10 protein-coding genes are annotated in these 14,408 nt (G+C 70.9%); 4 read left to right on the top strand and 6 right to left on the bottom strand.

All coding sequences use genetic code 11. From position 1 onward, the window contains the following. Positions 1–21 precede the first annotated feature (21 nt). Both AB0C66_RS18585 and AB0C66_RS18590 read right to left on the bottom strand, forming a co-directional pair. Positions 22–966, bottom strand: a complete 945-nt coding sequence (locus AB0C66_RS18585) for an acyl-CoA thioesterase II (protein WP_362439175.1) — start codon at positions 964–966, stop codon at positions 22–24. 70 nt (positions 967–1,036) lie between these two features. Next, positions 1,037–3,550 (bottom strand): DUF3516 domain-containing protein, encoded by a 2,514-nt coding sequence (locus AB0C66_RS18590; protein WP_362439178.1) that lies wholly within the window; start codon positions 3,548–3,550, stop codon positions 1,037–1,039. Positions 3,551–3,686: 136 nt separating this feature from the next. Between AB0C66_RS18590 and AB0C66_RS18595 the strand changes: the two genes are divergently transcribed. Continuing rightward, positions 3,687–4,478, top strand: coding sequence for a metal-dependent hydrolase (locus AB0C66_RS18595; RefSeq protein WP_362439181.1), 792 nt, complete (start codon positions 3,687–3,689; stop codon positions 4,476–4,478). A 68-nt stretch (positions 4,479–4,546) separates the two neighbouring features. On the opposite strand, the gene AB0C66_RS18600 is transcribed toward AB0C66_RS18595, so the two are convergent. After that, a complete protein-coding gene (locus AB0C66_RS18600; protein ID WP_362439184.1) occupies positions 4,547–6,328 on the bottom strand; it encodes an ABC transporter ATP-binding protein in 1,782 nt (593 codons plus the stop codon). Continuing rightward, the gene (locus AB0C66_RS18605; RefSeq protein WP_362439187.1) at positions 6,325–8,160 is read right to left on the bottom strand and encodes an ABC transporter ATP-binding protein; all 1,836 of its coding nucleotides are present in this window, start codon (positions 8,158–8,160) and stop codon (positions 6,325–6,327) included. Before AB0C66_RS18605 ends, AB0C66_RS18600 begins: the two co-directional genes overlap by 4 nt. Before the next feature lie 154 nt (positions 8,161–8,314). Here AB0C66_RS18605 and AB0C66_RS18610 point away from each other — a divergent pair, with 154 nt between their 5' ends. Both AB0C66_RS18610 and AB0C66_RS18615 read left to right on the top strand, forming a co-directional pair. Beyond that, complete coding sequence (locus tag AB0C66_RS18610) at positions 8,315–9,049, top strand: L,D-transpeptidase family protein (RefSeq protein ID WP_362439190.1); 735 nt, start codon at positions 8,315–8,317, stop codon at positions 9,047–9,049. A gap of 229 nt (positions 9,050–9,278) precedes the next feature. Beyond that, a complete protein-coding gene (locus AB0C66_RS18615; protein ID WP_362439193.1) occupies positions 9,279–10,676 on the top strand; it encodes an alpha-amylase family protein in 1,398 nt (465 codons plus the stop codon). Between the two features lie 94 nt (positions 10,677–10,770). On the opposite strand, the gene AB0C66_RS18620 is transcribed toward AB0C66_RS18615, so the two are convergent. Beyond that, positions 10,771–11,211 carry a MarR family transcriptional regulator gene (locus tag AB0C66_RS18620; protein ID WP_362439196.1) on the bottom strand — a complete coding sequence of 147 codons (441 nt, stop codon included), beginning with the start codon at positions 11,209–11,211 and terminating at the stop codon, positions 10,771–10,773. Positions 11,212–11,350: 139 nt separating this feature from the next. Here AB0C66_RS18620 and AB0C66_RS18625 point away from each other — a divergent pair, with 139 nt between their 5' ends. Beyond that, positions 11,351–13,168, top strand: coding sequence for an ABC transporter ATP-binding protein (locus tag AB0C66_RS18625; protein ID WP_362439199.1), 1,818 nt, complete (start codon positions 11,351–11,353; stop codon positions 13,166–13,168). A 58-nt stretch (positions 13,169–13,226) separates the two neighbouring features. Here the strand turns inward: AB0C66_RS18625 and AB0C66_RS18630 are convergent, their stop codons facing one another. Next, positions 13,227–14,366, bottom strand: a complete 1,140-nt coding sequence (locus AB0C66_RS18630; protein ID WP_362439202.1) for a CaiB/BaiF CoA-transferase family protein — start codon at positions 14,364–14,366, stop codon at positions 13,227–13,229. Positions 14,367–14,408: the final 42 nt, after the last annotated feature.

Below are 14,408 nucleotides of genomic sequence, written 5' to 3' on the forward strand. Positions count from 1 at the left end.
CCTCGGTCCGCGCCGATGGCGTCAGCGGCTCTCCGTGGCGCCGGAGTCTCCCGCCGCACCCTCGGATCCGGTGGCTTCGGTGGCGCCCGTGGTTCCGGTGGCGGAAGCCAGCGGACGGAAGAGTCCCTCTTGCACCACCGAGACCAACAGCTTTCCCTCGCGGTTGTAGATCCGGCCGCGCGCCAGCCCCCGGCCCCCGGTGGCCACGGGAGACTCCTGGTCGTAGAGGAACCACTCATCGGTGCGGAACGGCCGGTGGAACCACATGGCGTGGTCCAGCGAGGCCATGTCGAAGCCCCGGCGGCCCCATAGCGGTTCGACCGGCACCCGCACCGCGTCCAGGAGCATCATGTCGCTCGCGTAGGTGAGCGCGCAGGTGTGCACCAGCGGATCGTCCCCGAGTGGGCCGACCGCCCGCATCCAGACGGCGCTGCGCGGCTCCGCGCCCGTGAGCTCTTCGTCGGTCCAGCGCAGCCGCTCGACATAGCGGATGTCGAAGGGCTGGCGGCGCTCCATCCGCGCGAGCGCCTCGGGGAGGGCCCCCAGATGGGCGCGGATCTCGTCGGCGAGATTCGGCAGGCTCTCCGGCTCAGGCACATCGGGCATCGGCAGCTGCTGCTCGATACCCGGCTCCGGACGATGGAAGGAGGCCGTCAGGTTGAAGATCGTCCGACCCTGCTGGACGGCGATGACCCGGCGGGTGGTGAAGGAGCGTCCGTCCCGGACGCGCTCCACCTGGTACACGATGGGCACGCCCGGCCGCCCCGGGCGCAGGAAGTACGCGTGCAGCGAGTGCACCGGGCGCTGCCCGTCGGTGGTCCGCCCGGCGGCCACCAGCGCCTGCCCGGCCACCTGGCCGCCGAAGACCCGCTGGAGCGACTCGTCGGGGCTCAGACCGCGGAAGATGTTCTCCTCGATCCGCTCCAGATCGAGCAGATCCACCAGACGCTCGGCGGGATTGGTCATCGGCGGCGTTCCTTCGCTGAGGGTGCCCGCGAGGTGGCTCGCGGCGGGGGCGGGGTTCAGGAGGCTACCGCTACAGCGGACCCACATCGGTGATCCGGACCACGGCACGGCCTTCCTCATCGGAGGCGGTGAGATCGACCTCCGCCGCGATGCCCCAGTCGTGGTCGCCGTTCGGATCGTCGAAGGTCTGCCGCACCCGCCACAGCCCGTCCTCGGGGTGCTCCTCGATCCGCAGCAGTTTCGGCCCCCGCGCCTGCGGGCCGGTGCCCAGCTCCTCGTACTCGTCCCAGTACTTGTCCATCGCCTCGCCCCAGGCGTCCTCGCCCCAGCCCGCCTCGCCGTCCATCTCGCCGAGCTCCGCGACATGGTCGAGCGCGGCGAGCTCCACCCGTCGGAACATGGCGTTGCGGACGAGCACGCGGAAGGCGCGGGCGTTCGCGGTGACCGGGCGGACCTGGTCGGCGCGCTCCTGCGCCTCCTCCGCGGACTCCTCCTCCGGATTGGCCAGCTGCTCCCACTCGTCGAGGAGGCTGGAGTCGACCTGGCGCACCATCTCGCCGAGCCAGGCGATGATGTCCTCGAAGTCGTCGGACTTCAGGTCGTCGGGCACCGTGTGGTCCAGCGCCTTGAAGGAGCTGGCCAGGTAGCGCAGCACGATCCCCTCGGTGCGCGCGAGGTCGTAGAACGAGGTGAACTCGGTGAAGGTCATCGCCCGCTCGAACATGTCGCGGATCACCGACTTGGGGGACAGCGGATGGTCCCCGACCCACGGATGGCTCTTGCGGTAGAGGCCGTAGGCGTGGGAGAGCAGTTCCTCCAGCGGCTTGGGATAGGAGACGTCCTGGAGGCGCTCCATGCGCTCCTCGTACTCCACCCCGTCCGCCTTCATCGCCGCGACCGCCTCGCCGCGCGCCTTGTTCTGCTGCGCGGCCAGGATCTGCCGCGGATCGTCGAGGGTGGACTCCACGACCGAGACCATGTCCAGGGCGTAGGACGGCGATTCGGGGTCCAGCAGCTCGAACGAGGCGAGCGCGAAGGTGGACAGCGGCTGGTTGAGTGCGAAGTCCTGCTGGAGATCCACCGTCAGCCGGACGATACGGCCCTCGGCGTCCGGTGTGGTGAGCCGCTCGACGACCCCGCCGTCCAGCAGCGAGCGGTAGATGGCGATGGCCCGGCGGATATGCCGCAGCTGGTTCTTGCGCGGTTCGTGGTTGTCCTCCAGCAGCCGCCGCATTCCCTCGAAGGCGTTGCCCGGTCGGGCGATGACCGACAGCAGCATCGCGTGGGTGACCCGGAAGCGGGAGTTGAGCGGCTCGGGGTCGGAGGCGATCAGCTTCTCGAAGGTGTTCTGGCCCCAGTTGACGAACCCCTCCGGAGCCTTCTTGCGGACCACCTTGCGGCGCTTCTTCGGATCGTCCCCCGCCTTCGCGAGCGCCTTCTCGTTCTCGATGACATGCTCGGGCGCCTGCCCCACCACAAAGCCCGCGGTATCGAAACCGGCTCGCCCGGCGCGGCCCGCGATCTGGTGGAACTCCCGTGCCCGCAGGGTCCGCACCCGCTGTCCGTCGTACTTCGTCAGCGCGGTGAACAGCACGGTGCGGATCGGCACATTGACACCCACTCCCAGGGTGTCCGTACCGCAGATGACCTTGAGCAGTCCGGCCTGCGCCAGCTTTTCCACCAGCCGCCGGTACTTGGGCAGCATCCCGGCGTGATGCACTCCGATCCCATGCCGGACGTAACGGGACAGGTTCCGGCCGAACTTGGTGGTGAACCGGAAGTTGCCGATCAGCGAGGCGATCTCGTCCTTCTCCTGGCGCGTGCACATATTGATGCTCATCAGCGCCTGGGCCCGCTCCACCGCGGCGGCCTGGGTGAAGTGCACGATATAGACCGGCGCCTGGCGGGTCTCCAGCAGTTCGGTCAGTGTCTCGGTGAGCGGTGTCGTGCGGTACTCATAGCTCAGCGGTACCGGCCGGGTCGCCGACCGCACCACCGCGGTGGGCCGTCCGGTGCGCCGGGTCAGATCCTCCTCGAACCGGCTCACATCGCCGAGCGTCGCGGACATCAGGATGAACTGTGCCTTCGGGAGCTCCAGCAGCGGAATCTGCCAGGCCCAGCCCCGGTCCGGCTCCGCATAGAAGTGGAACTCGTCCATCACGACCTGGCCGATATCGGCGTCCTCGCCGTCCCGGAGCGCGATGGACGCCAGGACCTCGGCCGTACAGCAGATGACCGGCGCGTCCGCGTTGACCGACGCGTCGCCGGTCAGCATGCCGACGTTCTCGGTGCCGAACATCTTGCAGAGTTCGAAGAACTTCTCCGAGACCAGAGCCTTGATCGGCGCGGTGTAGAAGGTGACCTCGTCGCGGGCGAGGGCGGCGAAGTGGGCGCCCGCAGCCACCAGGCTCTTCCCCGAACCGGTCGGGGTGGACAGGATGACGTTCGCGCCCGACACCACCTCGATCAGCGCTTCCTCCTGGGCGGGATAGAGCGAGATGCCCCGCTCCTCGACCCAGGACGAGAAGGCCTCGAAGAGGGCGTCGGGGTCGGCGTCGCTCGGCAGCTGATCGATAAGAGTCACGTCCCTATACTGCCTGGTTTCCCGGGCGGGACGGGAACCGGCTGTACGTACGAAGATCGTCCGCCGCTAGGCTGTGCCGGGCCGAAGCAACCAACTCCCGCCTGGGCGGGGGGACGAACAGGGGCGGGGTACGACCATGATGGGACCGGCGCATTCGCTGTCCGGAGCGGCGGCCTGGCTGGGGGTGGGGGCGGCGGTCACGGCGGCCGGCCACGAGATGCCCTGGCCGGTGCTGGTCGTCGGCGCGCTGATCTGCGCCGGAGCGGCGCTCGCCCCCGATCTCGACCACAAGGCGGCGACGATATCCCGCGCCTTCGGGCCGATCTCCCGGGGCCTGTGCGAAGTGATCGACAAGATCTCGTACTCCGTCTACAAGGCGACCAGGAAGCCCGGAGACGCCCGGCGCACGGGAGGCCATCGCACTCTCACCCACACCTGGGTCTGGGCCGTCCTCATCGGCGCCGGTACCTCGGTGCTCGCCCTGGTCGGCGGCCGCTGGGCCGTCCTCGGCATCCTCTTCGTCCATATGGTGCTGGCCGTCGAGGGACTGCTGTGGCGTGCGGCCCGGGTGTCCAGCGATGTTCTGGTCTGGCTGCTGGGCGCGACGAGCGCCTGGATCCTCGCCGACATCCTGGACAAGCCGGGCAACGGTGCCGACTGGCTGTTCAGCGCGCCCGGTCAGGAGTACCTCTGGCTGGGGGTGCCGATCATCCTCGGCGCGCTGGTGCACGATATCGGCGACGCCCTGACCGTCTCCGGTTGCCCGATCCTGTGGCCCATCCCGATCGGCCGCAAGCGGTGGTATCCGATCGGCCCGCCGAAGGCGATGCGCTTCCGGGCCGGCAGCTGGGTGGAGTTGAAGGTGCTGATGCCGGTCTTCATGGTGCTCGGCGGTGTGGGCGGGCTGGGCGCCCTCGGCATCATCTGACCACCCCGAGCCGGATCGAAGCGGGCCGGTTCGGGCCGGGCCGGGGATTCAGCCTCGGCGCCGGGGACTCATTGGTGCCAGGTGCGCCAGAGGGCCGCGTACGCCCCGTCCGCCGCCACGAGTTCGTCATGGCTGCCGAGTTCGCTGATGCGGCCCGCCTCGACGACGGCGATCACATCCGCGTCATGCGCCGTGTGCAGCCGGTGGGCGATGGCCACCACGGTCCGGCCTTCCAGCACCCGGCTCAGCGAGCGCTCCAGATGGCGCGCCGCTCGCGGATCCAGCAGCGAGGTCGCCTCGTCCAGCACCAGCGTGTGCGGATCGGCGAGCACCAGCCGGGCGAGCGCGATCTGCTGCGCCTGCGCCGGAGTGAGCGCCCGCCCGCCCGAGCCCACCTCGGTCTCGAGGCCGCTCTCCAGCGCCCGCGCCCAGCCGTCGGCGTCCACCGCCCCCAGCGCCGCCCACAGCTCCGCGTCCTGCGCGGAGGTGCGGGCCAGCAGCAGGTTGTCCCGCAGCGAGCCGACGAAGACATGGTGCTCCTGGTTGACCAGGGCGACCTGCTCACGCACCCGCTCGGCGGGCATCCGCGAGAGCTCCGCACCGCCGAGGGTCACTTCGCCCACCCGGGGCGCGTAGATCCCGGCGAGCAGCCGGCCCAGGGTGGACTTGCCCGCACCCGACGGCCCCACCAGCGCCAGCCGGGTCCCCGGCCGCACCCTCAGGGACACCCCGTGCAGCACGTCGCTGCCCGTCCGGTACCCGAAGCGCACCTCATCGGCGCGCACCTCCCGGCCCTCGGGCGTCACCCCGTCGTCCCCGGGGCCCGGCTCGATCTCCCGTACTCCCACCAGCCGGGCCAGCGACACCTGGGCCACCTGGAGCTCGTCGTACCAGCGCAGGATCAGCCCGATCGGCTCGACGAGCATCTGCGACAACAGCGCCCCCGTCGTCAGCTCCCCGATGGACATCCAGCCCCGCATCACACAGACGCCGCCGATCATCAGCACCGATCCGGTGATCAGCGTGTAGGACACGTTGATGACGGGGAACAGCACCGACCGCAGCCAGAGCGTGTACCTCTCCCATACGGTCCACTGGGTGATACGCAGCTCGGACTGGGCGATCCGGCGGTCGCCCAGCCGATGGGACTCGATGGTGCGCCCGGCGTCCACGGTCTCGGTGAGGGACGCGGCCACCGCCGCGTATCCGGCGGCCTCCGAGCGGTAGGCGCTCGGCGCCCGGCGGTAGTACCAGAGACAACCGACCACCAGCACCGGAAGCGCGACAAGGACGGCCAGCCCCAGCGGTGGGGCGGTCACGGTCAGCGCGCCCAGCAGCAGCCCGGTCCACACCACGCCGATGGCAAGCTGCGGCACGGCCTCCCGCATCGCGTTCGCCAGCCGGTCGATATCGGTGGTGATCCGGGAGAGCAGATCACCGGTCCCGGCCCGCTCCAGCACACCCGGCGGCAGCCCCACCGCCCGTACGAGGAAGTCCTCCCGCAGATCGGCGAGCATCTGCTCGCCCAGTACCGCACCGCGCAGCCGCACCATCCGCACGAACACGGTCTGCACCACCAGCGCCACCGCGAACAGCGCGATCGTGCGTCCGATGCGCAGATCTTCCCGGCCCTCCGAGAGGTCCTCGACCAGACCGCCGAGCAGATACGGGCCGACCATCGAGGCCAGTACGGCGGTGGCGTTGACCACCATCAGTACGGTGAACGCCCCGCGGTGCCGCCGCAGCAGCTCGCGCACATAGGCCCGCACGGCGGGGGGTGTGCCGACGGGCAGGGTCGTCGCCGACTCCGGCGCGGCCGGGTCGTACGCGGGGGGTGCCACGCCGATCATGCCGACTCCTCGATCTGTTCCTCGATCCGTTCGACGTCCTCGGGACCGGCGCCGTCCGGCTCACGGGTGACGACCGCGCGGTACGCGGCGTCGTGGGCCAGCAGCTCCCGATGGGTCCCCGCCCCGGCCGCCTGGCCCTCGTGTACGAAGACCACCCGGTCGGCCCGGTCCAGCAGCAGCGGGCTGGAGGTGAGGACGACCGTCGTCCGCCCCTTCCGCAGCCTCCGCAGCCCCTCCGCGATCCGCGCCTCGGTGTGCGAGTCCACGGCGGAGGTGGGCTCGTCGAGCACCAGCGCCTCCGGGTCGGTCACCAGCGAACGGGCCAGCGCCAGTCGCTGCCGCTGGCCACCCGAGAGCGAACGGCCGCGCTCGGTGATCCGGGTGCGCAGCGCGTCCGCCTCGCCCGCCTCGTCGAGGGACGCCTGCGCCAGCGCCTCCAGCACATCGCCGCACTGGGCGGCGTCCAGCGCCTGTTGTGCGCCGACCCGGCCCGACCGCGGTACATCGAGCAGCTCGGTGAGCGTGCCCGACAGCAGCACCGGGTCCTTGTCCTGCACCAGCACCGCACCGCGCGCCGTGGCCAGCGGCAGCTCGTCCAGCGCGACCCCGCCCAGCAGCGCCGACGGCGCCCCGCCGGAGCCCTCGAGGTCCGTGCCGTGCTCCGGGGGATGTCCGCCCAGCCGGTCGGCCAGCCGTCCCGCCGCGTCCGGATCACCACAGACCACCGCGGTCAGCCGCCCGACCGGTGCGAGCATGCCGCTCGCCGGGTCGTACAGATCGCCGCCGGGCGAGGCATCCCGGACGGCCCCCTCGCCGTCCCCGCCGCGTCCCGGGGAGGGGCGCTCCAGGGCCAGCACCCGTGCCGCGCGCCGCGCGGACGGCCGGGAGAAGGAGTACGCCATGGCGATCTCCTCGAAGTGGCGGAGCGGGAAGAGCAGGAAGGTGACCGCGCTGTAGACGGTGACCAGCTCGCCCACCGCGATCCGGCCGTCCTGGGCCAACGCCGCGCCGTACCAGACGACGCCGATGAGCAGCAGTCCCGGCAGCGCCACCTGGACGGCCGCGATCAGCGCCCACATCCGCGCGCTGCGCACCGCGGCCACCCGCACCTCCTGCGACGCGCGCCGGTAGCGGCCGAGGAAGAGTTCCTCGCCGCCGATCCCGCGCAGCACCCGCAGTCCGGCCACGGTGTCCGAGGCCAGCTCGGTCGCCCGTCCGGCCTTCTCCCGTTGCTCATCGGCGCGTCGGGCCGCGGGTGGCAGCAGCGGCAGTACGGCCAGTGCCAGCGCGGGCACACCGAGGGCCACCACCGCGCCCAGCGCGGGCTGGTAGATGACCAGGGCCACGCACACACCGATGGTGGTGATCACGGCCGCGGTGAAACGGGACAGTGCCTCCACGAACCAGCCGATCTTCTCGACATCGCCGGTGGAGACGGCCACCACCTCACCCGCCGCCACCCTCCGGGTCAGCGCCGAGCCCAGCTCCACGGCCTTGCGGGCCAGCAGCTGCTGCACCCGCGCCGCGGCGGTGATCCAGTTGGTGACCGCCGCCCGGTGCAGCATCGCGTCCCCGAGCGCGGTGAGCACCGTCAGTCCCACCATCAGCGCCCCGGCCAGCGCGAGCCGCCCACCGGAGCGGTCCACCACCGCCTGCACACCGAAGCCGATCGCCACCGGGAAGCACACCAGCGCCGCCATATGCAGCAGCCCCCACAGTGCGGCCTTGATCTGCCCGTCCAGCTGGTTCCTGCCCAGCCAGAAGAGGAACCGGGCACCTGACCGTACGTCGGGTCGGCCGGGATCGGTGTACGGAAGATCGCGAATGTGCATGGGGCCCCAGGTCTCGGGCGGTGCGCGGGCTGGCAGACGGACGAGCCAGGTTCGCCTTTCGCGAGATGCGAAATCAACTGGTTTTTCCATGAGGAGCAGGGAACACGCCAATCCGCGTGCGGTGCTTCCGCGCCGGGATGGGACGATGGGAGACATGCGAATGTCCGGCACGATGTCCATGCGTACGGCGGCCGTGGGTGCCGCCGCCCTGCTCCTCCTCACCGCCTGCGGCGGTGGTGGCGACAGCGGCGGCGACAAGGGCGGCGAGGGTAAGCGGACACAGCACAGCGGGGCGTCCGCGCCGGACCCCACCCGCATCCCGAAGGTCGGCGGCGCCCTCCAGTCCCGGATCCCGGCGACCGCCCGTCAGGTCGTCGCGGTCTACGGCAAGGGGGTCAACTCCGCCGACTCCACGGTCGTGCTGTACACCAAGCAGGGCAAGTCCTGGGAGCGCACCCGCAGTTGGGCGGCGCACAACGGCAAGCGCGGCTGGACGACGAGCCACCACGAGGGCGACAAGCGCAGCCCGGTGGGCGTCTACACGCTCAGCGACGCGGGCGGGGTGCTGCCCGACCCCGGTGCCCGACTGCCCTATTCCGCGACCCGATCCTTCGCCGCGCCGCACTACTGGCCCAAGTCGCACTGGACCGACTTCAACTACGTCATCGCCATCGACTACAACCGCGTCAAGGGCACCTCGCCCCTCGATCCCACCCGGCCCGAGGGGCAGCGCAAGGGCGGCTCCATCTGGCTGCACATGGATCACGGCAGTGGCACCTCGGGTTGTGTCAGCCTCTCCAAGTCCGGCATGGAGTACCTGCTGAAGAACCTCGACCCCAAGCAGCGTCCGGTGGTGGTCATGGGGGACGGCGCGCATCTGGCCGCCTGAGGCCGTGCTCGGCTGACACCGAGCCGTCATCGCCGCGCCCTTCGCGCAAGATGTTTCTGCAAGTGACTGGAAACATTTGCGCCAACTCTTGCGTGTTCATCGTCAGAAGGGCAGGCTGCCGTGCGGAACCGCCGCACCCGGTGCGGCAGTTCCGCTTCCCCCCACGGTGGCCTGGCGCGTGGCTGCCTTCGTGGGCACTCCGGTGCCCGGATCCCGAAGGAGCCGCTTTATGCGACACCGTTCCCGTCTGCTGGGCGGAGCGCTGGCCGGGCTGCTCACCGCAGCCGCCATCGCCACCGTCGCCCCCTGGTCCTCGCAGGCCACACCGCCGGGTGACAAGACGGTCACCGCCACCCTGTTCGAGTGGAAGTACGACGCGGTCGCGCAGGCGTGCAAGGACTCGCTCGGCCCGGCGGGTTACGGCTATGTGGAGGTCTCGCCCGCCTCCGAGCACATCCAGGGCGGCCAGTGGTGGACCTCGTACCAGCCCGTGAGCTATCGGATCGCCGGACGACTCGGCGACCGGGACGCGTTCACGAGCATGGTGGGCGCCTGTCACCAGGCGGGGGTGAAGGTGATCGCCGACGCGGTCATCAACCACCTGTCCTCGGGTTCGGGCACCGGCACCGGCGGTACGTCGTACTCCAAGTACACCTACCCGGGCACCTACCAGGACCAGGACTTCCACGGCTGCCGCAAGGACATCGCCGACTACGGCAACCGCGGTGACGTCCAGAACTGCGAACTCGTCGGCCTCGCCGACCTCGACACCGGCAGCGACTATGTCCGCGGCGCCATCGCCGGTTACCTCGGCGACCTCCGCTCGCTCGGCGTGGACGGATTCCGCATCGACGCCGCCAAGCACATGGCCGCCGATGACCTGGCCGCCATCAAGGGCAAGATGGCCGACCCGGGGATATGGGTCTCGGAGGTCATCTACGGCGCGGGCGAGGCCGTCTCGCCCGACGAGTACACCGGGCTCGGCGACGTCGACGAGTTCCGCTACGGCGGCCACCTCAAGAGCGCGTTCCAGGGCGGCGATATCGCCCAGCTGAAGTCGGTGGCCGACGGCAAGCTGAGCGGTGACAAGGCCCGGATCTTCGTCGACAACTGGGACACCGAGCGCAACGGCTCGACCCTCACCTACAAGGACGGCGCGTCCTACACCCTCGCCAACGTCTTCATGCTCGCCTCTCCCTACGGATCGCCGAACGTCTACTCCGGCTATGAGTGGACCGACAAGGACGCGGGCCCGCCCTCGGGCGGCGCGGCGAGCTGCGCCAACGGAAGCGGCTGGACCTGCACCCACGCCAGGACCGACATCACCGGCATGGTCGGCTTCCGCAACGAGGTCGCCGGTGCCGAGCTCAAGGGCTGGTGGGACAACGGCGGCAGCGCCCTCGCCTTCAGCCGCGGCGACAAGGGATTCGTGGCCCTCAACAACGGGGACGGCGAGCTGAGCGAGACCTTCCGCACCTCGCTTCCGGCCGGTACCTACTGCAATGTCGCCAAGGCGTCAGCTGAGAAGTGCGACGGCGACACGGTGACGGTCGCCGGTGACGGCACCGTGCGCGCCACCCTCCCGGCCAGGAGCGCGCTCGCCCTGCACACCGGCGCCAAGGGCTGATCGCCCCCCGCCGACTCCGCCCGCCCCGCGCCTCAGGCCCTCGCGCCCCGCGTACGACCTCGTGTACGCGGGGCGCGAGTGGTGTCCGAACGGCTCAGCAGCGGTGGTCGTACGTCGTGGAGAGGGTGTCCAGCAGCCCGCCCAGGACCTGCCGCTGCTCTGCGCTGAGCGGCGCCAGGATGTCCTCGGCGGCCGTCCGGCGTGCGTCACGCAGCGCCCGCAGCGTCGCGCGGCCGGCGTCCGTGAGCTCGACACGCACCACCCGGCGACTGGCCGGATCCGGTACTCGGCGCACCGAGCCATGGGCTTCCAGGGCGTCCACCAGGGTGGTGACCGCACGCGGCACCACCTCCAGGCGCCGTGCCAGGTCCGCCATCCGCGGCGGCTCGTCGGTGTGCGCGACGGTGCGCAGCAGCCGGGACTGGGCGGGGGTGATGCCCAGCGGTTCCATATGGCGCTTCTGGGCACGGTGCAGCTTCCGGGTCAGATGCAGCAGCTGCTCCGCCAGGAGGCCGGAGGTCTCGGACTCGGGCATGATCGGCAGTCTATCAGGACGGTGTACATTGTGAGCTTAGGTAACAATGAGCTATGCTCCGATAGCTTCGCCGACCGGACCGTCCGGTCCCGGCCGCGGTAAGTCCTCCGCCGCCGGAGCCTGCCACCAGAAGGAGCCCATGCACCGCGACGACTCGCCATGGACCCCGTCGACCGCCGAACCGGAGCGCCCCGCCCAAGTGCGCCGCATCCTCCGGCTCTTCCGCCCCTACCGCAGCCGCCTCACCGTGGTCGGCCTGCTCGTCGCCGCCTCCGCGCTGGTCTCGGTGGCCTCCCCCTTCCTGCTGCGCGAGGTCCTCGACACGGCCATCCCCGAGCGCCGCACCGGACTGCTGACCCTGCTGGCCCTCGGCATGATCGCCGCGGCGGTCGTCAACAGCTGCTTCGGGGTGCTCCAGACCTTCATCTCCACCAACGTCGGCCAGCGCGTGATGCACGATCTGCGCACCGCCGTCTACGACCGGCTCCAGCGGATGCCGCTCGCCTTCTTCACCCGCACCCGCACCGGTGAGGTCCAGTCCCGGATCGCCAATGACATCGGCGGGATGCAGGCCACCGTCACCTCCACCGCGACCTCGCTGGTCTCCAACCTGACCAGCGTCGTCGCCACCGTGGTCGCCATGCTCGCCCTCGACTGGCGGCTGACCGTGGTCTCACTGCTCCTGCTGCCCCTGTTCGTCTGGATCAGCCGCCGCGTCGGCAACGAGCGCAAGAAGATCACCTCACAGCGCCAGAAGCAGATGGCCGCGATGTCCGCGATGGTCACCGAGTCGCTGTCGGTGAGCGGCATCCTGCTCGGCCGCACCATGGGCCGGTCCCACTCGCTCACCGAGGAGTTCGCCCGGGAGTCCGACCGGCTGGTCGGCCTCGAGGTCCGCTCCAATATGGCCGGACGCTGGCGGATGTCCACCATCGGCATCGTCATGGCCGCCATGCCCGCCGTCATCTACTGGGCCGCCGGAATGACCCTCCAGTCGGGCGGCCCGTCGGTCTCCATCGGCACCCTCGTCGCCTTCGTCTCGCTCCAGCAGGGACTGTTCCGGCCCACGGTGAGCCTGCTGTCCACCGGTGTCCAGGTGCAGTCCTCCCTGGCGCTGTTCGCCCGCATCTTCGAGTACCTCGACCTGCCGATCGACATCACCGAACCCGCCGAGCCCCGGCGACTGGCGACCGTACGCGGCGAAGTCCGCTTCGACGGCGTCGACTTCGACTACGACACCCAGGACCCCGACTCCGCCCAGGGGACGCTGAGCGGTATCGAGCTGACCGTTCCTGCGGGCGGCAGCCTGGCCGTCGTCGGCCCCACCGGCTCCGGCAAGACCACCCTCAGCTATCTGGTGCCCCGGCTGTACGACGTGACCGGCGGCCGGGTACTGATCGACGGGGTCGACGTACGGGAGCTCGACTTCGACACCCTCGCCCGCGCGGTCGGCGTCGTCTCCCAGGAGACCTATCTCTTCCACGCCTCCATCGCCGACAACCTGCGGTTCGCCAAGCCCGACGCGACCCACGAACAGCTCGTGGCCGCCGCCGAGGCCGCCCAGATCCACGACCACATCGCCTCCCTCCCCGACGGCTACGACACCCTGGTCGGCGAGCGGGGCTACCGGTTCTCCGGCGGTGAGAAGCAGCGCCTCGCCATCGCCCGGACGATTCTGCGGGATCCGCCGGTGCTGATCCTCGACGAGGCCACCAGCGCCCTCGACACCCGCACCGAACAGGCCGTCCAGCAGGCCATCGACGCCCTGTCCACCGGACGCACCACCATCACCATCGCCCACCGGCTGTCCACCGTGCGGGACGCCGATCAGATCGTGGTGCTGGACGGCGGCCGGATCGCCGAGCGCGGTACCCATCAGGAACTGATGACGCGGGACGGCCGCTATGCCGCCCTGGTGCGCCGTGACGCCCAGCCGTCACCCGCTCCGGTCGTCTAGGAGCGGCGGGGGATGGGGCGGCGGCGCCCGGAGCCGCCCGGCAGCGGCGGCGGACGGTTCAGGTGAACTCGGCGCGCACCGCCTCCGTGTGCTCGCCGAGTCCGGGCACCGGTCGCATCGGCGCCCGGCGCCCCGCCACCTCGACCGGGGGCAGCAGGCCCCTCAGCGGGCCGACCGGCGAGTCGAACTCGCCCCAGCGGTTCCGGGCCGCCAGCTGTGGATGCGCGGCGAACCCGGCGACGTCCCGCAGCCGGGCGTTGGCGATGCCCGCCCCGTCCAGCAGCGCGATCAGCCCCTCCGCGGTGTGCCCCGCGAAGCACTCCTCCAGCTCGGCCGTCAGCTTCTCGTCATGCGCGCGGCGCAGCGGATTGTCCGCGAACAGCGGATCACGGATCAGCTCCGGGCGGCGCAGTACCCGTTCGCACAGGGCCACCCACTCACGGTCGCTCTGCACGCTCAGGAACACCTGGGCCCCGTCCCCGCACCGGTAGGCGCCGTACGGGGAGATCGAGGGATGGCGGGCGCCGCTGCGGGCGACGGGCGTACCGCCGTACTCCTGGCTGAAGTACGGATGCCCCATCCACTCGCCCAGCGCGTCCAGCAGACTGACGCTCAGATCCGCTCCCTCACCGGTGCGCTCCCGCTCGTACAGCGCGGTGAGGATCCCGCTGTAGGCGTACATCCCGCCCGCGATATCGGCGATCGAGATCCCTGGACGGGCCGGTTCCGCGGGGCTTCCGGTGATCGACAGCAGCCCCGTCTCGCACTGGATGAGCAGGTCGTACGCCTTCTTGTCCCGGTACGGCCCGCTGTCGCCGTACCCCGAGATGGCACAGGTGATCAGACGCGGGTGCAGGTCCCGCAGCGCCGGGGACCCCAGGCCGAGCCGGTCCACCGCACCGGGCGCCAGGTTGTGCACGAAGACGTCCGCACGGGCGAGCAGCGCGTCGAGGACGGCCCGGTCGGCGTCGTCCTTGATGTCGAGGACCACGCTCTCCTTCCCGCGGTTGATCCAGACGAAGTAGGCCGAGGCCCCCTTGACCGCACGGTCGTAGTCGCGGGCGAAGTCGCCCCGGCCCGGCCGCTCGACCTTGATGACCCGCGCGCCCAGGTCGGCGAGCTGGCGGGTGGCGTACGGGGCGGCGACGGCCTGTTCCAGGGCGACGACGGTGATGCCGTCCAGCGGCTGTGCGGGCACGGATGACTCCTTCGGACGCGGATAAGCGACTCTTCCCCGTAC

It is taken from the genome of Streptomyces sp. NPDC048636 (assembly GCF_040650655.1).
Lineage (GTDB): Bacteria > Actinomycetota > Actinomycetes > Streptomycetales > Streptomycetaceae > Streptomyces.